This window comes from Lacisediminihabitans sp. FW035 (assembly GCF_054880895.1).
On the sequence record NZ_CM142187.1, the window covers coordinates 2,205,664 to 2,225,952 of the forward strand.

17 protein-coding genes are annotated in these 20,289 nt (G+C 66.6%); 1 reads left to right on the forward strand and 16 read right to left on the reverse strand.

The window, feature by feature from the left end; genetic code table 11:
* Window positions 1-266: 266 nt before the first annotated feature.
* Window positions 267-872, forward strand: coding sequence for a hypothetical protein (locus ACVXZ4_RS10570; RefSeq protein WP_461794809.1), 606 nt, complete (start codon window positions 267-269; stop codon window positions 870-872).
* A gap of 2 nt (window positions 873-874) precedes the next feature.
* Here the strand turns inward: ACVXZ4_RS10570 and dnaE are convergent, their stop codons facing one another.
* The 16 genes from dnaE to ACVXZ4_RS10650 form a co-directional block, all read right to left on the reverse strand.
* Entirely contained in the window at window positions 875-4,360 is a 3,486-nt protein-coding gene (gene dnaE, locus ACVXZ4_RS10575; protein WP_461797960.1) for a DNA polymerase III subunit alpha, read from the reverse strand.
* 99 nt (window positions 4,361-4,459) lie between these two features.
* Window positions 4,460-5,380, reverse strand: a complete 921-nt coding sequence (locus ACVXZ4_RS10580; protein ID WP_461794810.1) for an RluA family pseudouridine synthase — start codon at window positions 5,378-5,380, stop codon at window positions 4,460-4,462.
* Window positions 5,381-5,388: 8 nt separating this feature from the next.
* The gene (gene lspA, locus ACVXZ4_RS10585; RefSeq protein WP_461794811.1) at window positions 5,389-5,967 is read right to left on the reverse strand and encodes a signal peptidase II; all 579 of its coding nucleotides are present in this window, start codon (window positions 5,965-5,967) and stop codon (window positions 5,389-5,391) included.
* Between the two features lie 43 nt (window positions 5,968-6,010).
* Entirely contained in the window at window positions 6,011-6,871 is an 861-nt protein-coding gene (locus ACVXZ4_RS10590) for a DivIVA domain-containing protein (protein ID WP_461794812.1), read from the reverse strand.
* 176 nt (window positions 6,872-7,047) lie between these two features.
* Entirely contained in the window at window positions 7,048-7,350 is a 303-nt protein-coding gene (locus tag ACVXZ4_RS10595) for a YggT family protein (protein WP_461794813.1), read from the reverse strand.
* 56 nt (window positions 7,351-7,406) lie between these two features.
* Entirely contained in the window at window positions 7,407-7,895 is a 489-nt protein-coding gene (locus tag ACVXZ4_RS10600) for a cell division protein SepF (RefSeq protein ID WP_461794814.1), read from the reverse strand.
* Between the two features lie 35 nt (window positions 7,896-7,930).
* Window positions 7,931-8,626 (reverse strand): YggS family pyridoxal phosphate-dependent enzyme, encoded by a 696-nt coding sequence (locus ACVXZ4_RS10605; protein WP_461794815.1) that lies wholly within the window; start codon window positions 8,624-8,626, stop codon window positions 7,931-7,933.
* The gene (gene ftsZ / locus ACVXZ4_RS10610; RefSeq protein ID WP_461794816.1) at window positions 8,604-9,767 is read right to left on the reverse strand and encodes a cell division protein FtsZ; all 1,164 of its coding nucleotides are present in this window, start codon (window positions 9,765-9,767) and stop codon (window positions 8,604-8,606) included. The genes ACVXZ4_RS10605 and ftsZ overlap by 23 nt, the downstream gene beginning before the upstream one ends.
* A gap of 159 nt (window positions 9,768-9,926) precedes the next feature.
* Entirely contained in the window at window positions 9,927-10,736 is an 810-nt protein-coding gene (locus tag ACVXZ4_RS10615; RefSeq protein ID WP_461794817.1) for a cell division protein FtsQ/DivIB, read from the reverse strand.
* Window positions 10,737-11,020: 284 nt separating this feature from the next.
* Window positions 11,021-12,439, reverse strand: coding sequence for a UDP-N-acetylmuramate--L-alanine ligase (murC, locus tag ACVXZ4_RS10620; RefSeq protein WP_461794818.1), 1,419 nt, complete (start codon window positions 12,437-12,439; stop codon window positions 11,021-11,023).
* On the reverse strand, window positions 12,436-13,527 hold the full coding sequence (locus tag ACVXZ4_RS10625) for a UDP-N-acetylglucosamine--N-acetylmuramyl-(pentapeptide) pyrophosphoryl-undecaprenol N-acetylglucosamine transferase (RefSeq protein ID WP_461794819.1): 1,092 nt from the start codon (window positions 13,525-13,527) through the stop codon (window positions 12,436-12,438). The genes murC and ACVXZ4_RS10625 overlap by 4 nt, the downstream gene beginning before the upstream one ends.
* Window positions 13,524-14,771 (reverse strand): putative lipid II flippase FtsW, encoded by a 1,248-nt coding sequence (ftsW, locus tag ACVXZ4_RS10630; protein WP_461794820.1) that lies wholly within the window; start codon window positions 14,769-14,771, stop codon window positions 13,524-13,526. The genes ACVXZ4_RS10625 and ftsW overlap by 4 nt, the downstream gene beginning before the upstream one ends.
* Entirely contained in the window at window positions 14,734-16,239 is a 1,506-nt protein-coding gene (gene murD, locus ACVXZ4_RS10635; RefSeq protein WP_461794821.1) for a UDP-N-acetylmuramoyl-L-alanine--D-glutamate ligase, read from the reverse strand. The genes ftsW and murD overlap by 38 nt, the downstream gene beginning before the upstream one ends.
* Window positions 16,239-17,345: a phospho-N-acetylmuramoyl-pentapeptide-transferase gene (mraY, locus tag ACVXZ4_RS10640; RefSeq protein WP_461794822.1), complete on the reverse strand. Its 1,107-nt coding sequence runs from the start codon at window positions 17,343-17,345 to the stop codon at window positions 16,239-16,241. Before mraY ends, murD begins: the two co-directional genes overlap by 1 nt.
* Window positions 17,342-18,748 (reverse strand): UDP-N-acetylmuramoyl-tripeptide--D-alanyl-D-alanine ligase, encoded by a 1,407-nt coding sequence (locus ACVXZ4_RS10645; protein ID WP_461794823.1) that lies wholly within the window; start codon window positions 18,746-18,748, stop codon window positions 17,342-17,344. Before ACVXZ4_RS10645 ends, mraY begins: the two co-directional genes overlap by 4 nt.
* Complete coding sequence (locus tag ACVXZ4_RS10650) at window positions 18,749-20,287, reverse strand: Mur ligase family protein (protein WP_461794824.1); 1,539 nt, start codon at window positions 20,285-20,287, stop codon at window positions 18,749-18,751.
* Window positions 20,288-20,289 lie beyond the last annotated feature (2 nt).

Below are 20,289 nucleotides of genomic sequence, written 5' to 3' on the forward strand. Positions count from 1 at the left end.
AGGTTGCCCGGGGCATCCGGTTCCACTTCGCTCGCCAGTATCCTGTCGTCCCGCCGCACAAAATGCAGGAATACGTGTGACAGGAGTGACGGATGAGCCTCATCTGCAACAGCAGTCACACTCAATCCTGCATTTCGCTCGGGAAGAAGCGGGGCGGGGCCGTACGAAGTGGCGGTCTGAGGATCGAGCGCCCCACGTATCTGGCGGACGGCTCGGCGCTCCTAGGGGTAGCGGGATGATTCCATCCCCACCCACAGGAGGATTCCATGACCACAATCGATTCCACGACGCAGACGCGGGAGCTCGAGCACACGGCCTTCGACAAGACAGCGGCCGACGTGATGTCGTTCCCTGACACCCTCGACCTGCGAGACATCGCGCGGCGCTACGACCCGTCGGACCGTTTCATCCCGTCCCACGTCTGGTTCCGCACTATCGAGGTGCTCAGCCCCACCAAGACCGTCGGGCTCGGGCGCACCAACACCACGCTGATCATGCCCACGATCGTTCAGACGGATGCCGCAACGCCGTACGCGGGCTTCGACCGCACGGCCACCCCGAGCCGCAACCCCGTGGCCCAAGCGCATTTCGAGCCAGCCGCCTACGGCAACACCACCCCCGCGACCTACGTCATCTCCTTCGCGGTGGAGACATTCGGCCCGGTGACCTTCAACGTGCAGGGCATGTCGTTCCTGCCGGGCGTGTCCGGACTCGGTTCGAGGGTGGTGAACGGCACCGCGTCGATCTCGGTGGTCTATTCGAGCCTCCCCGCGAACCAGCCGGTCTACGCGTATATCGAACAGACCGCCGGCGCCCGCTGGAACTGGTATTCCACCCGCATCAGCTACCCGCCGATCGTGCTTCAGCCCTGAGGTCAGACCACGCAGTTGGGACCGAGGAGTGACTTGAGCTCTCCATAGAGGTCGGCATTGACCGAGACCGGGAAGGGGATCTCGAACACACGCGCGGTCTCGCCCTTGACGAGCTTGAGCCGAACCTCGGTGTCGCCGGAATGCCGGATCAGCACGTCGTTCAGTTGCGTGACCACATCCGTCGTCGCCCGGAACTCCGGCATCGAGATCGTCAGGGGGCCGGAGCCGAGGCTCTGGCCCAGGTCGGGGGTGAACATGCTCGAGGCGTGCAGGTTCATGCCGTCGTCCCGCATGCTCACCCGGCCGCGCACCACCACGATGGCATCGTTAGTGAGGGCGGGAGAGAACTCCTGGTAGGCCTTGCCGAGGAACATCACCGTGATCTCCCCCGCGAAGTCCTCCACGGTGATGAGCCCGTACTGGTTGCCAGAATTTCGGGCGGTGCGGTGCTGCACCGAAGTGATGAGGCCGGCGACGGTCACGTGTTCGCCGTCGCCGGCGACCTCCCCTGCGAGAACGTCGGTGATCGTCGAACCGGCGAGCTTGGCGAGCTGTAATTCGAGACCGGCGAGCGGATGATCGGAGACATAGAGTCCGAGCATCTCCCGTTCGAAAGCGAGCTTGTCACGCTTTGACCACTCCGGGCGGTCGGGCACCTGGTTGACGGCCTGCGGCTCGTCCCAGAGGCTGTCGAAGTCGAACCCGACCTGGCCGTTTGCCTCGGCGCGCTTGTCACTCACAGCCGAGTCGATGGCATCCTCGTGGATCTCCAGGAGCGCCCGTCGGGTCGCACGGGTCGAGTCGAACGCGCCTGACTTGATGAGCGACTCGACGGTGCGCTTATTGGCGACCTGGATCGGAACCTTGCGCAGGAAGTCGTGGAAAGACTCGAATCTGCCCTTCTCTTCCCGTGACTTCGCGATCGCCTCGACGACGTTGGTGCCGACGTTGCGGATCGCGCCAAGACCGAAGCGGATGTCGCCGATGCCGCCGGTCTCACTCGGCACCGCGGTGAAGTCCCCGCTCGACTCGTTCACATCCGGAGCCAGCACCCGGATGCCCATGCGGCGGCACTCGCTCAGATACATCCCGAGCTTGTCTTTCGAGTCGCCGACGCTCGTCAGGAGCGCCGCCATGTACTCGGCCGGATGATTCGCCTTGAGGTAGGCCGTCCAGTAGCTCAGCACGCCGTAGCCGGCGCTGTGGGCCTTGTTGAAGGCGTAGTCGGCGAACGGCATCAGCGTGTCCCAGAGCACCTTCACCGCCTGCGCGCTGTAGCCGTTGCCGGTCATGCCCGCCTCGAAGTCGGCGTACTGCTTGTCGAGCTCGGACTTCTTCTTCTTACCCATCGCGCGCCGAAGGACGTCGGCCTGGCCGAGAGTGAACCCGGCTACCTTCTGGGCGACCGACATCACCTGCTCCTGGTAGACGATGAGGCCGTAGGTGATGCCGAGGCTCTCGCGGAGCGGCTCCGCGAGCTCCGGATGGATCGCGTCGATCGTCTGGAGGCCGTTCTTGCGCAGGGCGTAGTTCGTGTGGGAGTTCATGCCCATTGGGCCGGGGCGGTACAGCGCGATGACCGCCGAGATGTCTTCGAAGTTGGTGGGTTTGAGCTGCTTGAGCAGCGAGCGCATCGGCCCGCCGTCCAACTGGAACACGCCGAGCGTGTCGCCCCGGGCAAGCAGGTCGTAGGTCTTCTGGTCGGCGTCGAGGTCGAGGTCCTCGATCACGAGCTTCGAGCCGGTGTTCTTCTCGATCATCCGCAGCGCGTCTTCGATCACCGTGAGGTTGCGCAGCCCGAGGAAGTCCATCTTGATGAGTCCGAGGGACTCGAGCGGCGGTTGGTCGAACTGGGTGATGATCGCGCCGTCATCTTCGCGCTTCATGATCGGAAGCACGTCGATGAGCGGCTCGGCGGAGAGGATCACGCCGGCGGCGTGCACCCCCCACTGCCTCTTGAGGTTCTCGATACCCTGGGCGGTCTCGAAGACCGTCGCCGCATCCCGGTCCGTCTCGAGCACCGCCCGGAAGTCGGAAGCCTCCTTCCAGCGCGGGGCCGCCTTGTCGAGCACCTCGCTCAGTGTGATGTCCTTGCCCATGATGGCCGGGGGCATCGCCTTAGTGAGCTTCTCGCCCACCGAGTAGGGCATCCCGAGCACTCGCGCGGAGTCCTTCAGAGCCTGCTTGGCCTTGATTGTGCCGTAGGTCACGATCTGCGCCACCCGATCGTCGCCGTACTTGTCGGTGACATAACGGATGACCTCGCCGCGTCGTCGATCGTCGAAGTCGACGTCGACGTCGGGCATCGACACACGCTCGGGGTTGAGGAACCGCTCGAAGATCAGGCCGTGCGCAAGAGGATCGAGCTCGGTGATGCCCATGGCGTAGGAGGCCATGGAGCCGGCAGCGGATCCTCGCCCCGGCCCGACCCGGATACCCTGCGCTTTCGCCCAGGTGATGAAGTCCGCGACGACGAGGAAGTAGCCGGGGAAACCCATCTGCTTGATGACGTCGACCTCGTACTTGGCCTGCGCGAGGTGCGCCTCCGAGGGAGCGTTGTGAAAGCGCCGCAGCATGCCGGCGTTCACCTCCTTCTCGAACCAGGTGGCCTCGGTCTCACCCTCCGGCACCGGGAACCGCGGCATGAGGTTTCGGTGCTCGAACGACACGTCGCAGCGCTCGGCGATCAGCAGCGTGTTGTCGCACGCCTCGGGATGATCGCGGAAGAGGTGTCGCATCTCGGCGGCCGACTTGAGGTAGAACTCGTTCGAGTCGAACTTGAACCGATTGGGGTCGTCGAGGGTCGAAGCGGATTGCACGCAGAGGAGCGCGGCGTGAGCCGTCGAGTCGTGGGCGTGCGTGTAATGCAGGTCATTCGTGGCGACGAGCGGAAGCTTCAGGTCTTTGGCGAGGCGCAGAAGGTCTTCCATGGTTCTGCGCTCGATGTCGATGCCGTGGTCCATCACTTCGGCGAAGAAGTTGCCCTCGCCGAAGATGTCGCGAAAGTCGGCGGCGGCCTTTCGCGCCTCTTCATACTGGCCGAGACGGAGGCGGGTCTGCACCTCGCCACCCACGCATCCGGTCGTGCCGATGATGCCCTTTCCGTAGCGGCTGAGCAGCTCACGGTCCATGCGGGGTTTGAAGTAATACCCCTCGATCGAGGCGAGCGACGAGAGACGGAACAGGTTGTGCATGCCCTCGTTGTTCTCCGAGAGCAGGGTCATGTGGGTGTAGGACCCCGAACCTCCGACGTCATCCTGATTCTGGTGGTTCGCGCCCCATTTGACCCTTGTGCGATCCTGTCGCGCGGTGCCGGGGGTGATGTAGGCCTCGGTGCCGATGATCGGCTTCACCCCATTGGCCGTCGCCTGCTTCCAGAAGTCGTACGCGCCGAACATATTGCCGTGGTCGGTCATCGCGATCGCCGGCATCTCCTGCTCGGAGGCCGCCTTCATCAGTGGCCCGATCCGGGCGGCGCCATCGAGCATCGAGTATTCGCTGTGCACGTGCAGGTGCACGAATGAGTCGTTGCTGTCCGGCAATTCGTCCCTCTATGTCACGGGGTGGGCATCCAGCTTAAGCCTCGGTCAGTCCCCGCGGAGCACGTCGAGCGCGTGTTGCAGGTCGGCGGGATACTCGCTCGTGAAGAGCACGCGTTCGCGCGTGCCGGGATGCGTGAACCCGAGCTGTTTGGCGTGCAACCACTGGCGGGTGAGGCCGAGCCTCGCCGAGATGGTCGGGTCTGCGCCGTACATCGCGTCGCCGACGCAGGGGTGCCGCTGGGCCGCCATGTGCACCCGGATCTGGTGCGTGCGGCCGGTCTCAAGGTGCACTTCGAGAAGCGATGCGCTCGGGAATGCTTCGAGTGTCTCGTAGTGCGTAACAGAGTTCTTGCCGTCGGAGGTGACCGCGAATTTCCAGCTGGACGAAGGATGACGCCCGATCGGAGCGTCGATCGTGCCGGAGGACGGATCCGGGTGTCCCTGCACCACCGCGTGGTAGATCTTGTCGACCTCGCGATCGTGGAACTGGCGCTTGAGCTCCGTGTAGGCCCGCTCACTCTTGGCCACGACCATCAGGCCGCTCGTGCCGGCATCGAGGCGGTGCACGATACCTGCGCGCTCCGCCGCCCCGGAGGTCGAGATGCGGAAGCCGGCGCCAGCGAGGGCACCGAGCACCGTCGGTCCGCTCCAGCCCACGGAGGGGTGCGCGGCCACTCCCACCGGCTTGTCGACCACCACGATGTCGTCATCGTCGTACACGATGCCGAGGTCGGGCACGATCACCGGCTCGATCGAGGGGGCGACCTTGGGCTGCCAGGTCACCTCGAGCCAGCTCTCGGCACGCAGCCGGTCGGACTTACCGAGGGTCACGCCGTCGACCACCACTCCCCCGGCCTCGGCCACCTCGGCGGCGAAACTGCGGGAGAAGCCCATGAGCTTCGCGAGGGCCGCGTCGACGCGTTCCCCGGCGAGCCCATCCGGTACCGGGAGGCTGCGCGATTCCATTGAAGTGCCTACTTGGGGTCGGTGCTGCGGATATCGGTGCTGCGGATGTCGGTACCACCGATGTCCGCGGGCGCATCGACTTCGGTCGCGACGTGACGGTCGGATGACCGGCGCCCGTCGAGCCCGATCCCGCGGATGGTCAGCAGGATGAACAGACCCATGCTGGCCACGATGAACGAGTCCGCGATGTTGAAGATTGCAGGGAAACCCTGCACCTGGATGAAGTCGATGACATGCCCGACCCCGAAGCCCGGCTCCCGGAACAGCCGGTCCGTGAGGTTTCCGGTGGTGCCGCCCAGCAGCATCCCGAACAGCACAGCCCAACCCACCGAGCGGATGCGGCGGGCGAACCCGATGATGAAGATCGTGACCGCGGACGCCGCGATCGAGAAGATCCAGGTGGACCCGCTCGCGATCGAGAAGGCCGCTCCCGAATTCTTAACGAAATGGAACTGGAGCAGTTCGCCGATAGCTCTCACCTGCTCCCCCTCCGTCAGGTTACTGACGATGAGGAATTTGGTGACCTGATCGAGAACGTAGGCGACGACCGCGACGAGAGCCAGCGCGATTAGCGCCCTGACGCTCACCGTCGAGCCGCTGCCTTTCGACGCGGGGGCTTTCGCCTGCGGCTCAGTTGCCGCCAAAGCCCTGGAAGCTGGCCGGCGGCGGGGTCTGGACGTTCTCGGAAGACCCGAGGTCGTACGATCCACTGGTTGCCGGCACGCTCTCGAACGCGCTGGCGGGGGTCGGAGCCGAGAAATCCGACGCAGCGACAGGCGCTGGCGTCTCGGGGGCGGCCGGAGTGGGCTCGGAGGCATCGAGCTCCTTCAGCTGTCCCTCGATGTAGCCCTTGAGCTTCTGGCGGTACTCGCGCTCGAAGGTACGGAGGTCTTCGATCTGGTGCTCGATCGTCGACTTCTGCTGTTCGAGGGCAGCCTTCTCGCTGTCGAGCTGCGAGATCTGCGCGCGCTGGGCCGCTTCGGCCTCGCTCACGACGCGAGCGGCCGTGGCGTGCCCCTCTGCGATGAGCGCGTCACGCTTCTCGATGCCCTCACGAACGTGCTCCTCGTGGAGCTTGCGCGCCAGCTGGAGGAGGTTGTTCGTGTTGCCCGAGTCGATCGCGTTCTGGTCTGGCGACGGGTAGGCGATCGGAGCCGGCACGGGAGCAGGCACGGGCTCGACAGGAGCGGCGACCGGGGTCTCACCGAATCGCGGCAACGCCTGCGCGGCGAGCTGGCCCTGTTCTGCTGGAGCCTGAGGCTGCGGCGCCTCGGAGAGGGCGGCGGGCTGCGCGGCACTGCGCTGGAGCTCGCTGATGCGGGACTCGCCGGCGACGAGACGCTGGCGAAGCTCCTCGTTCTCCTGGTTGAGACGACGGAGCTCCACGACGACCTCGTCCAGGAAGTCATCGACCTCGTCCTGGTCGTACCCCTCGCGGAACTTGGTCGGCTGGAATCGCTTGTTGACTACATCTTCAGGCGTAAGTGCCATGGGTGCCACCTCAAAAAACTCATCTGGTACAGCGCTAATAACAGTCAGCTAACGCTAGCAAACTGGCGGCCTCATCGGGTCGTGAGACCGCGTGGTGTTCGACCACGCTCCCAGAGTACACAGGGCGGCCTGTGCATCCGGGGCTACGGCGCGCCGTACCCCGGTCGACCGGGCGATCAGACGCTGAGGGCGGAGGCGATCGACAGCAGCACGAGGGTCACGATCATGACGATGCTCCACGCGAAGTCGAGGGCGAATCCCCCGATGCGGATGGTCGGGATAACCCGGCGCACGAGCTTGATCGGCGGATCGGTCAGGGCGAAGACGAACTCCGAGACCACGAGCCCGAATCCGTGCGGGCGCCATCCCCGCGAGAAATTGCGCACCAGATCGAGGATGAACCGACCCCACAGCACGAAGAAATACAGCAGCAGAAGGTAGTACGCGATGCTGGCCGGGACGGCGAGGGCGGAAGTCACGTTGTCAGACTAAGGCGAGAGCGGCTGGGAGATTACCGCTCGGGGCGCTGGACAGCTCAGGACTGGGCGAAGAACGAGGCGTCGACGTCGGAATCCACCGACGCCTGGTCGCCACTGACAGCAACGTGGGCCGGCGAAAGCAGGAAGACCTTGCTCGTCACTCGCTCGATCTTGCCGTAAAGCCCCTGCGAGAGTCCGCTGGCGAAGTCGACCAGACGACGCGCCTCCGGCTCGCTCATCTGCGACAGGTTGATGATCACGGGGATGCCATCCCGGAAGGCCTCGGCGATGGCCTGGGCGTCCTTGTACTGGCGAGGGTGGACGGTGAGGATCTCGTTCATGTCTGAGTGGGAGGCATTCTTCTGCGATGGTGCACGGCGGAGCGGGGTGACAGGGGCTCGGGTGCCGGTGGACTGTGGAGCCTGATGGGACTCTCGAACCTCCCGGGAGACAGGTGCCGGAGCCGCGGGAGCGGTCTCCTCGTAGTCGAACTCCTCATCGGCGAGGCCAAGGTAGACCATGGTCTTGCGAAGTGGGTTAGCCATTACGTGCCTCCTGTGGTGGAACTGATGAGTTCAGATTAACCGGGGGTCGGGCGGTTTCCCGTGATTGCGGAACCAATCCGCAGGTGTGTCGCGCCCTCGAGGATCGCCTCGCGGTAGTCGCCCGACATTCCGGCGGAGATGAAGTGCGCACCGGGCGCGAGTCGTTGCATCCTCTCGGATGCCTCGCGCACCCGCACGAAGGCCGGCCGCGGCTCCTCGCCGACAGGGGCGACCGCCATCACTCCGAGGAGTTCGAGCCCCGGCGTCGCGAGAACAAGCTCCGTGATGCGCTCGAGGTCGTCGGCGTGCACTCCCCCGCGGCCCGGGTCATCGGTGAGGTTCAGCTGCACGAAACAGTCGATCGACGAACCGTCGGTGGTGCCGAGAGCCTCGATGACGGATGCCCGGTCGAGCGAGTGGACGGAGTGGGCGTACGCGCGCACCTGCCTGGCTTTCTTACTCTGCAGCTGCCCGATGAAGTTCCAGCGCAGGTCGAGGTCGGCGAGCTCCGCGGCCTTGGCCTGAGCCTCCTGGTGGCGGTTCTCACCCACCTCGCGCACGCCGAGTTCGTAGAGCTCACGCACGAGGGATGCCGGGTGGAATTTGGTCACGACGATGGTCGTGATCTCTTCCACCCCGCGCCCGGCCTCGGCTGCCGCCGCCGAGACGCCCGCCCGGACCTCGTCGAGGCGTTCGGCGAGGGTAGGGCTACTTGAGGAAATCGGGGACATCCAGGTCGTCGTCGCCGTCGTCGAACACCGGGTCCTTCGGCGCGGTCGGCACCTCGGACTCTGCGGCCCAGTTCGGTACGCTGCTCGTCTCCGGCTCGACGGTGCCGGTGGCGGAAGTCGTCGCAGCGAACGCGGCCGCCGGCGCAGTGACCTCGCCGGTGCTTCCGCGCCGTTCTTCCTTCTTGACGACCGGCTCTCCGCCATCGAATCCGGCGGCGATCACGGTGACCCGCACCTCGTCGCCGAGGGTGTCGTCGATGACGGCTCCGAAGATGATGTTGGCCTCGGGGTGAACTGCCTCTTGCACAAGACGGGCGGCGTCGTTGATCTCGAAGATACCGAGGTTGGATCCGCCCTGGATGGACAGAAGCACTCCGTGGGCGCCGTCGATGGATGCTTCGAGCAGCGGGCTCGCAACGGCCAGTTCCGCCGCCTTGATGGCACGGTCCGCCCCGCGGCTCGAGCCGATACCCATGAGCGCGGATCCGGCACCCTGCATCACCGACTTGACGTCGGCGAAGTCGAGGTTGATCAGCCCCGGGGTCGTGATGAGGTCGGTGATGCCCTGAACGCCCGCGAGGAGCACCTGGTCGGCGGTAGCGAAGGCCTCGAGGAACGAGATGCCGCGATCGCTGATCTCGAGCAGGCGGTCGTTGGGCACCACGATGAGAGTGTCGACCTCTTGCTTGAGAGCCGCGACTCCGACGTCGGCCTGCGCCGCACGCCTCTTGCCCTCGAATCCGAACGGACGCGTGACGACACCGATGGTGAGGGCGCCGATCGACTTGGCGATGCGGGCGACGACGGGGGCGCCTCCGGTGCCGGTGCCTCCACCCTCTCCGGCGGTGACGAAGACCATGTCGGCGCCGGCAAGGGCTTCTTCGATCTCCTCCGCGTGATCCTCGGCGGCACGACGACCCACCTCGGGGTCGGCGCCGGCGCCGAGACCGCGCGTGAGCTCGCGACCGACGTCGAGCTTGACGTCCGCATCGCTCATCAGCAGGGCCTGAGCATCCGTGTTGATGGCGATGAACTCCACGCCACGAAGGCCGAGTTCGATCATTCGGTTGACGGCATTGACTCCGCCGCCGCCTATGCCGACGACCTTGATCACGGCTAGGTAGTTCTGGTTCGTTGTCACGTCCGGCCTCCGGTAGAAACTTTCAACCTCTACCTGAGCGTTAAAGTTATGCCCGGTATAGGTTTCTTGTCTCGAAGTTAAGGGGCCGGGCACCGTGCCGCCGAGAGGTCGTCCAGCGTGTCGCCACATCGTCGTCCAGATTGGCTCTGGAGGATGCCGTCAGTTGCCGCCGAGCACCGGATGCGTCGGGGCCGACACGTCGTACTTCGTGGTTGTTCCACCGACCGAGATGACCGCGGCGAGCACCTTCGCCTTGAGGGCGGACTGCTCAGCACTGCCCCAGACGACCGATTGGCCGCTGGTGAGGGTCAGCGTGACATCGTCCGAGGTCTGCGCGGTGACCGTGTCGACGCGCTTGAGCAGGTCGGACGGCAGAGCGAGCAGTACGTCCACTGCGGCGACGAAGGCCGGGCTGCTCTTCGTTGCCGCACCGAGCTCGATCAGCGGGAGACCCGGCTGGCGCTCCGCGCCACTGTCGATAACGATCCCGGCCGGGTCGACGATGTCGAAGCCGCTCGAGGTCGCGAGGGTGGCGATCGGCGCGCGTTCGGCGATGCGGATCACCAGGGTGTCCGGCGGCACCGTCTCGGTCACGAAGCTGCGGATGAGGGGGAATTTGCCGAGCGCCTTCGTGATCGCTGCGAAATCGACGAGCGCGAGCGGACGCCCGAGCTGCCCATCGACGGCGGCGCGCACGCTCGCCGCGCTCACCCGGGAAGCCCCCTCGACCCGGATCGTCTTGAGCGAGAGCAACGGCGAGTAGACCGCTCCGGTGACGAACCCGATCACGAGCAATAGGGATAGTCCGCTGACCAGCCAGGTGATGCGGCGACGACGGGACCGCCGGGTGAAGCGGCGGGCCTCCCCGCGCTCGTAGGCGCGGCGCGCCCTCTCTGCGCGCTTGAGTTCGTGCCGTGCGGCCGCATCCAGGGGTCGTTCGGATGCCGGTCCAGCCTTCGGGGATCGCACGCGTCCGGGACGACGCCGCGGCACTTCCGTGGTGGACGGTGAGGCGACCGCGTCGGAGTGCCTTGCATCCGGCAGCGGCTTCGGAGAGCGAGGACGAGTCGGAGTCTTCGGCGGCTCTGCTTTTCGTCGCCCGGCCGATGGGGGCTCGACTGCCGGGGAGCCTGCCTTTCGCGGCGCGGCCTTTCGGGGAGGCGTCGCCCCCGTCGGCGAGTCCGGCGTGCTGTCGAAGCCCTCTGGCCGCTTCACCTCGGCCCCGTCATTCTGGCCTCGTCATTCGCGCCCCGTCATGACGCCTCATCCGAGAGCCCGCCCACCGGCGAACCGAGTGTCTCCAGTAGTTGCGGAATCACCCGGTAGATGTCGCCGCCACCCATCGGGATGACGAAGTCGCCTTCGCGGGCGATCGAGGCGGCGTAGTCCGCGGCATCCTGCCACTCGTCGAAATACCGCACGCGGGACGGATCGCGGAAGAGCCGGGTGATCAACTCGCCGGTCACCCCGGGCTCGGGATCCTGGCGTGCACCATAGATCGGCACGACGATCGTGATGTCGGCAAGGGTCTCGAAGACCTGCGCGAACTCGGCTGCCATCTGCTTGGTGCGGGAGTAGAGGTGCGGCTGGAAGATCGGGATGAGCCGACCGGCGCCCACCACGCCGCGCGCCCCCGAGAGCGCGGCTCTGATCTCGGTCGGATGATGCGCGAAGTCGTCGTAGACGCTGACCCCGCGTACCGTGCCGCGCAGCTCGAATCGCCGCTCGGTCCCGTCGAACAGGGCGATCGAATCGAGCGCGGCCTGCGGGGCGAAACCGAGCGAGACGAGCACCCCGAATGCCCCGGCGGCGTTGATCGCGTTGTGGAGCCCCGCCACTCGGAGGCGGGTTCCGTAGTCGACGCCCCGGTAGCGCAGGACGAAGGCGACGGTCCCGGTGCTCTCGATCGAATGCAGCCGGATATCGGCATCCGCATGCTGCCCGAAGGTGAGCACGCTGCGGTCCCCAAGGCGGGCGGTCACCGAGATCGCCCGCGGGTCGTCGCTCGAGATCACAACCCGCTCGCTCGCCGTGCGCGCGAAGGTCACGAAGGCCTCTTCGAAGGCCTCCTCCGAGCCGTAGTGGTCGAGATGATCCGGGTCGACATTGGTGATGAGGGAGATCGCGGTGTCGTAGAGCAGGAAGGAACCGTCGGATTCGTCCGCCTCCACCACGAATACCTCACCAGAGCCGCTCGCTGCGCTCACCCCGAGGGAGCGGATCACTCCCCCGTTGACGAAGCTCGGATCCGCTTCGAGCGCGAGCATGGCGGTCACGATCATCGCCGTCGAGGTGGTCTTGCCGTGCGCACCGGCCACGGCGACGACGCGGTGGTTGCGGGTGAGCCAGGCCAGCGCCTTCGCGCGGTGGATGATCGGAAGGCCCCGCTCGCGGGCAGCGAGGAATTCGGGGTTGTCCTCGGCGATGGCCCCGGTGACGATGAGGGTGTCCGCTGCCTCGATGTTGGCGGCGGCGTGACCGATCGTCACCGGCACTCCGCTCGCGCGCAGCGCCTCGACGGTCTCCGTCGCGCGGATGTCCGACCCGGTGACCGGGAGGCCGGCCTCGACGAAGAGGCGGGCGATGCCGCTCATCCCGGCACCGCCGATGCCGACGAAGTGCACCCGGCCGAGGTCATCGGGCACGGTCTGGGAGAAATCCGACTTGATCACGGGGTCAAACCTACGGTGGAAGCGCGGGCGTCCCCAACGAGATCGACCATGCGATCGGCGCCGTCGAGCACACCGACCGACAGCGACCGGGCCGCCATCGCGGCGATCTGCGCCCGGTCTTCGAGCACGGGAACGAGGTGCTCGAGCACCCACCCGGGCGTGAACTGCGCGTTCTCTACGAGAAGCGCTCCTCCGGCGTCGACGACATCCCGGGCGTTGAGCCGCTGCTCGCCGTTGCCGATGGCCAGCGGCACATACAGCGCGGGCACTCCGAGCGCGCTGAACTCGCTTACCGTTGCCGCCCCGGCCCGCGCGACCGCGAGATCCGCCGCTGCGAGAGCGAGCTCCATCCGGTCGCAGTAGGGAATCACGAGGTAGTGCGCCAAGGCGGAGGGCGCGAGTGTCGACCGCTCGCCGGTGATGTGCAGGATCTGCCAGCCGGCCCCGATGATCGTCGCCGCAGCGGCGTCGATGGTCTCGTTGATGTGTTTCGCGCCCTGGGACCCACCGGTCACGAGCAGGGTCGGGCGCGCCGGGGAGAGACCGAAGAAGTCGAGGGCCTCGCGGCGCCGGGCCGGCCGGTCGAGGGCCTCGATCTCCCGCCGGAGCGGCATCCCGACGAAGCGGGCATGAGGTAGTCGAGCCGAGTGGAAGGCTGTGCCGACGAACAGAGTCAGCCGGGCACCGAGGCGATTGGCGATCCCTGGCCGGGCATTGGCCTCGTGGATGGCGATCGCCACCCTCTCTCGCCGCGCCGCCAGATAGGCGGGGGCCGAGACGTAGCCACCGAATCCGACGACAACGTCGATCCGATGCTCGCGAATCAGCTCGCGGATCTGCGACACCAGCCGGGCGAATCGCCCGGGGAAACGGAGGGCGGCCCCGTTCGGCCGGCGGGGGAAAGGCAGACGGGGAACCACCAGCAGCTCATACCCGCGAGCGGGCACAAGCCGGGCCTCGAGACCCTCGGAGGTTCCGAGAACGCGGATGACGGCATCCGGTTCCCGGGCGACGATGCGGTCGGCGACCGCGAGCAGGGGGTTGACGTGGCCGGCGGTTCCCCCGCCGGCGAGGAGATACCGCGTCACCTCAGGCGACCGCCGGGCGCGGGAACGGCAGCGGGCGCGAGGCGCGCGAACGAGAGCACGATCCCGATGCCGAGGAGCGTGGTGACCAGGGCGGAGCCTCCGGCAGAGATCAACGGGAGCGGCACTCCGAGCACCGGTAACAGACCGAGCACCACGGCGATGTTCACGAAGGCCTGGCCGATGATCCAGACGAGGACCGCACTCACCGCGACCCGGGCGAAGGCGTCGGTGGTCGGGCGGCCGCGGATGATCCGCACGAAGGTCACCGCGAGCACGAGGAGGAGTACGAGCACGAGGATGGCCCCGATGAGTCCGAGTTCCTCCCCGACGATGGCGAAGATGAAATCGTTGTCGGCTTCCGGAAGCCAGGACCATTTGAGCTTGGAATTGCCGAGACCGACGCCGAAGATACCGCCGGAGGCGAGCGCCCACCAACCGTGCACCGTCTGCCAGCAGAGACCGTTGTGGTCGGTGTCGGTCTGGCACCCGTTCACCACCGTGGCGATGCGCGAAGCACGGGAACCGGACCCGAGGGCGATGGCGGCGCCGGCAATACCCAGGGCGATGAGCGGCATCGCGAGCACACGGAGGTTCACTCCCGCGAAGAAGAGAGCCGCGAAGACGATGGCGAGAAGGATGATCGCCGTGCCGATATCGCCGCCGAGCACAACAAGTCCGATCGCGATGCCGGCCGGGATGAGGGGCTTCAGCAGCTCCCTCCAGTCGTCGAGGCGATCCTGCATGCCGGCGAGCGACTTGCCGAGCCAGAGGACGAGCGCGACCTTGATCAGTTCGGAGGGCTGTGCGGTGAAGCCCCCGATGTTGATCCAGTTGCGGTTTCCGTTGATGTCGACGCCGATGTGCGGCACGAAGACCAGGAGTTGCAGGCCGATCGCGATCACGAGGAACCGTCCGGCCCATTTCTTCCAGAAGAAGGCGGGCAGCCGGGCCGCGATCAGCATCAGCGGCACTCCGATGGCCGCGAAGAGCACTTGGCGCACGAAGCCGTTGAAGAAGTCGCCACTCGCTTTGAACGATTCGACGGCCGACGACGACAGCACCATGATCAGGCCGAACACCACGAGGAAGAGGGTCGTGCCGAGCAGGAGGAAATAGCTTCCGGTCTCGGCCGCGAACAGTCGCTTGACCGCGACGACAGCGGCGGGGCCGCGAGAGTCGACGGGGGGATTCGGGCGCGGTGTCGGCTTAGTCCTCGAGCGGGGACGTGGAGGGCTGGTCGTCATCTGCGCCCTCCCCCTTCATCTCTCGTGCGGCGTCTGCGAACCGGGTGCCCCGGTCGGCATAGTCGGTGAACTGGTCCATCGAAGCGGCTGCCGGTGCGAGCAATACAGTGTCCCCGGGTCGGGCTGCCGCAGCCGCCAGTCTCACGACCGTCGGCATCACCTCTTTAGTGTCAGCGGTGTCGACCTCGAAAACCGGCAGTTCCGGCGCGTGTCGCGCGAACGCCTCCCGCAACGCCGCTCGGTCCTCGCCGATCAGCACCGCCGCTCGGAGGCGGTCGCGGTTCGTCGAGACCAGTTCGTTGACGTCCACGCCCTTGAGAAGGCCGCCGACGACCCACACCACGGAATCGAACGACTCGAGAGCCGCCTGGGCCGCGTGCGGGTTGGTGGCCTTCGAGTCGTTCACCCAGCGCACTCCCCCGCGCTCGAGGATCGTCTCCGTCCGGTGGTGGTCCATACGGAACGCGCGAAGAGCGGAGCGGATGTCGCCGGCTGAGACTCCGAACGAGCGGGCGAGGGCGGATGCCGCGAGCACGTTGGCGATCATGTGCGGCGATCCAAGGCCGACGGTCTCGAGCTCGTCGACAGTGGTGATCTCGATCGCGGCGCGCCAGCGGTCGGCGAGGAACGCCCGATCCACCACGATCTCATCGACGAGGCCGACGTCGCTCGGGCCGGGCAGTCCGCGACCGAAGCCGATCGCGCGGCATCCCTCGACCACCTCGGCCTCTTCGACAAGCTCGCGGGTGGTGTCGTCCTCGAGGTTGTAGACGCAGGCGATGCGGGTGCGTTCGTAGACCCTGCCTTTGGCGGCCCGGTAGGCGGCGGCCGAACCGTGCCAGTCCAGGTGGTCGTCCGCGACGTTCAAGCAGGCGCTCGAGAAGGCCGACATCGAGTGGAGGTAGTGCAGCTGGAAGCTCGAGAGCTCGACGACGAGCGCACCGAACCCGACAGGATCGCGCACGGCGTCGAGCACGGGGATTCCCACGTTGCCGCAGGCGATGGCCCGGATGCCGCCGGCGACCAGCATCGCGGTCGTGAGCTGGGTGGTGGTGGTCTTGCCGTTGGTGCCGGTGATCGCGATCCATTCGGCGACGGTCCCGGAACGGTCCCGAAGGCGCCAGGCCAGCTCGACGTCGCCCCAGACCGGAATCCCCGCGGCTACGGACCACGCGACGAGCGGATGCGTCGGGGAGAAGCCGGGCGACACCACCACGAGCTCCGGCGCGAAGGCTTCGAGCTCGGCCTCCAGGTCGCTGAGCGCAAGGCGCACCCCGATCACACTCAGGAGGTCGGCGGTCTCGTCGTCAGCGCGGTTCGCAAGGACGACGAGCTCCGCTCCGAGCTCCGCCAGCGTGTCAGCGACGGAGAACCCGGTCAGGCCGAGGCCGAGTACGGCCACCCTGAGGCCCGCCCAGTCGGCGTTCCAGCCCGTGAGGGCGGCAACCTCATCCGCAGTTCGTGTCATCAGGGAACCCGCGACAGCCACTCGAGATAGAAGGTGCCGACGCCGGCAGCCACGAAGAGACCGGAGATGATCCAGAAACGAACGACGATGGTGACTTCGGCCCAGCCTTTCATCTCGAAATGATGATGGAGCGGACTCGCCCGCCAGATACGTTTGCCGCGGGTGACCTTGAAGTAGATGCGCTGCACGATCACCTGGCCGGTGATGATGAGGAACAGGCCGCCGATCAGCACGAGGAGCAGTTCGGTGCGGGAGAGGATCGCGAGAGCCGCAAGAGCCCCGCCGAGTCCGAACGACCCGGTGTCGCCCATGTGGATCTGGGCGGGCGAGGTGTTCCACCAGAGGAAGCCGATGAGCGAGCCGACGATCGCTGCAGCCACCACCGCGATATCGAGAGGTCGGGAGACGGTGTAGCACTTGAAGAGGTTGCCGCTCTCGGCGATCGTCGAGCTGAAACACGACTGGTTCGACTGCCAGAACCCGATGATGATGTACGAGCCGATGGCGAAGATCGACGACCCGGCGGCGAGGCCGTCGAGACCATCGGCGAGGTTCACGGCGTTAGTGGTGGCCGTGGTGATCAGCACGATCCAGGCGATGAACAGGATGATCCCGAAGGTGGCACCGAAGACGACGACGAAGTTGAAGTTGAGATCGCGCACGAAGGAGATCGACGTCGAGGCCGGTGTGCGGTTGTTGGCGTCCCGGTACACGATTGCGATGATGCCGAAGACGATGGCCACGATCACCGTGCCGACGATCTTGTAGCGGCCGGCGAGTCCAACGCTGTTCTGGCGCTTGACCTTGAGGTAGTCGTCGATGAAGCCGATGAGGCCGAGGCCGGCCATCATCGCGAGCACCAGGATCCCCGTGCCCGCAACGGAGTCCCCGCCGACGAGATGGCCGACGAAATACCCCACGATCGCCGCCGTGATGAAGACGATCCCACCCATGGAGGGGGTGCCGCGCTTCATCACGTGAGCGGTGGGGGTGTCGGCGCGATAGAACTGGCCGAGCTTGAGTTGTCGGAAGGTCTTCGCGAACAGCGGGGTCAGCAGCAGGGTGAAGATCATGCTGACGCCCCCGGCAGTGAGCAGCGCGATCACTCCGGCACCTCACCGAGGCGGTCGCCGAGAAAGCGGAGGTTGGCGGACTTCGACGATTTCACCAGCACCACATCGCCCGCGCGAAGGTCGTCACGGAGCCGATCGTAGGCTTCCTCGGCGTTCGCGACGAGTATCGACTCCCCATCCCAGGAACCTTCGAGCCCCGCGGCATTGTGGATGTGACGGGCGCCGTGGCCGACGACGATGAGCTTCTGGATGTTGAGACGCACGACGAGACGACCGATGCGGTCGTGCTCCTCGTCGGAATACTCCCCCAGCGCCGTCATCTCCCCGAGGATCGCGATGGATCGCTGGCCCGGTTCGATCACCTGAGCGAGCGTCTTCAGCGCTGCCGCCATCGAGTCGGGACTGGCGTTGTACGCGTCGTTGATCACGACGATTCCGTCGGCCCGCGTGAGCACCTCCATGCGCCAGCGCTCGGCCCGCGGCACCGATTCGAGCGCGGTGATGGCGGTGTCGAGGTCCAGTCCGAGCTCGCGGGCGACCGCGAGGGTCGCGAGGGCGTTCATGACGTGGTGCTCACCGAGGATCCGCAGCAGCACCGGCCGGTGGAAGTCGCCGACCATCACCGTGAACGCGGTGCCCGAAGCCGTGGCACGGAGGTCGTCGCCGCGAACGTCGGCCGCAGCATCCAATCCGAACCATACGGGTCGGGCTTTCGTGACAGAGGCCATGGCAGCGACGCGCTCGTCATCGATGTTGAGCACCGCGACGGCGTCGGCCGGCAGCGCGGTGACGATTTCGGACTTCGCCTTCTGGGTCTGCTCGATCCCGCCGAATTCCCCGGCATGGGCGAGTCCCACCTTGAGCACAACAGAGATGTCCGGAACGGCGATACCCACGGTGCGGGCGATGTCCCCGATGCCGGATGCCCCCATCTCGATTACGAGGAAGCGTGTGTCGAGGTCGACGGACAGCATGGACAGGGGCGCCCCGACCTGGTTGTTGAATGAGCCGGGTGGGGCGATCGTGGCGCCGGCAGTCTCGAGTACCGCGCGCAGCATGTTCTTGGTGGTGGTCTTGCCATTGGACCCGGTGATCCCGATCACCCTGAGCGCTCCCTCAGCACGCACCCGGGCGACGACGAACCGGGCGAGATCGGCAAGGGCTGTGAGGGTGTCTTCGACCACGACCTGGGTCACCGGGAGCTCGAGGGCGTGATCGACAAGCAGCAGAACCGCGCCGTTGTCGATCGCGGCCTCCGCGAACAGGTGGCCGTCCGACACTTCCCCGGGCAGCGCGATGAAGATCGAGCCGGCAGTGACGAGTCGGGAATCCGTCTGGACGGACCCGGCGATGTCATCGAAGTCATGGGCCCCGGGCGCGAGTCGCAGGGTTCCACCGACGGCCGCCGACAGCTCGGCAAGCGTGAGCGAGATCACTTAGGCCCAGCCCGCCTCTCGCAGTGCCTCGCGGGCCTCTGCGCGGGCGGAATACGGTGTGCGCACACCCCGGATGTCGCGGTAATCCTGGTGACCGGGACCGGCCCAGAGGATCGAGTCGCCTTCCTGCGCGAGCGCGACGGCCACGCGGATCGCCTTCTCCGGCGGACTGACCTCATGAAGCTCCGCCTGGTGCTCAGCGAGGTTCGCACCCTCGATGAGGGTCGCGCGAATCGACTCCGGATCCTCGAAGCGCGGATGGTGGTCGGTGATCACGAGGATGTCTGAGCCCTCGGAGGCAACCCGGCCCATCTCGTGGCGCTTGGTGGCATCCCGGTCGCCGTCGGCGCCGAACACCATGATCACGCGCCCGGTAGTGAACTTGCTCACCGCGCCGAGGGTGTTGAGGAAGGCATCCGGACTGTGGCCGAAGTCGACGTAGACGCTCGGCCCGCGGTCGCCGGAAACCCGCTCGGTGCGACCGGGGAGGTAGGCGTCGATCCCGTCCTCGACGGCCTGCCCGATGGCTTCGAGCTCGAAGCCCGCCTCGACGAGCATCACGATCGCGAGGCCTGCGTTGGCGGCCATGTGCCAGCCGATCAGCGGCACGTGGGTCGTGATCGAACGACCCTCCGGGCCGGTGAGCGTGAATTCGACCCCGGACGCCCGCTCGTCGAGGATCTCTACGTTCCACTCCCCGACCACGCCGGCGGTCGCGGAGATCGTGGTGACCGGGATGCGGGAGCGGTCGACGACCTTCTGCCCCCACGCGGTGTCGAGGGAGACGACTCCGCGCTTTCCGCGCTCCGGGTCGAAGAAGCCGAGCTTGGCCTCGAAGTACTCCTCCATGTCGGCGTAGTCGTCGAGGTGATCGTGGCTCAGATTGGTGAAGGCAACCACATCGAACATGAGCCCGTCCACCCGGTTCTTCGTCAGGGCTTGGGCACTCACCTCGACCGCGACGGCTCGAACTTCGCTCTCACGCATCCGGGCGAGGAGGGCATGCATCTCGCTTGCCTCGGGAGTGGTGAGACGCGAGACGACACTGACGTCGCCGATGTGGCGCTCGGCGGTGGAGGAGAGCCCGGTGACGAGGCCGAGCTGCTTGAGGATCGCCTCGAGGATGTAAGCGGTGGAGGTCTTGCCGTTGGTGCCCGTGATGCCGAGCATGAGGGGCGGATGCTCGTTGGTGCGGTAGACCCAGGCCGACACGTCGCCGAGGGCCAGCCGCGGTGACTCGACGATCACGATGGGGAGGCCGCTGCCGGCGGCGAGCTCGGCTCCGGCCAGGTCGGTCAGCACGGCGACCGCACCGCTCTCGGCGGCCTGGACGGCGTACTGGGCGCCGTGGCTGTTGAGACCCTGGATGCCGACGTACAGGTCGCCATCCTCCACCTCGGTGGAGCGCAGCGTGACGCCGGTGATCTCGACGCCGTCGAGCGAGCCGACCGAGTCGAGCCCGAACTCGGAGACGAGTCCGGCGAGAGGCCTGGCCAGCGGATGCTCCGGTCGAAGAACCGGGGGGATCCGTGCAGTCACAG

Bases quoted from the DNA above. Each gene is read 5' to 3' on its own strand.
- ACVXZ4_RS10580 (WP_461794810.1), bottom strand. From the start codon at position 5,380: ATGGAATCGCGCAGCCTCCCGGTACCGGATGGGCTCGCCGGGGAACGC.
- ACVXZ4_RS10590 (WP_461794812.1), bottom strand. From the start codon at position 6,871: ATGGCACTTACGCCTGAAGATGTAGTCAACAAGCGATTCCAGCCGACC.
- ACVXZ4_RS10570 (WP_461794809.1), top strand. From the start codon at position 267: ATGACCACAATCGATTCCACGACGCAGACGCGGGAGCTCGAGCACACG.
- ACVXZ4_RS10605 (WP_461794815.1), bottom strand. From the start codon at position 8,626: ATGTCCCCGATTTCCTCAAGTAGCCCTACCCTCGCCGAACGCCTCGAC.
- murD (WP_461794821.1), bottom strand. From the start codon at position 16,239: ATGACACGAACTGCGGATGAGGTTGCCGCCCTCACGGGCTGGAACGCC.
- ACVXZ4_RS10600 (WP_461794814.1), bottom strand. From the start codon at position 7,895: ATGGCTAACCCACTTCGCAAGACCATGGTCTACCTTGGCCTCGCCGAT.
- dnaE (WP_461797960.1), bottom strand. From the start codon at position 4,360: ATGCTCGATGGCGCCGCCCGGATCGGGCCACTGATGAAGGCGGCCTCC.
- ftsW (WP_461794820.1), bottom strand. From the start codon at position 14,771: ATGACGACCAGCCCTCCACGTCCCCGCTCGAGGACTAAGCCGACACCG.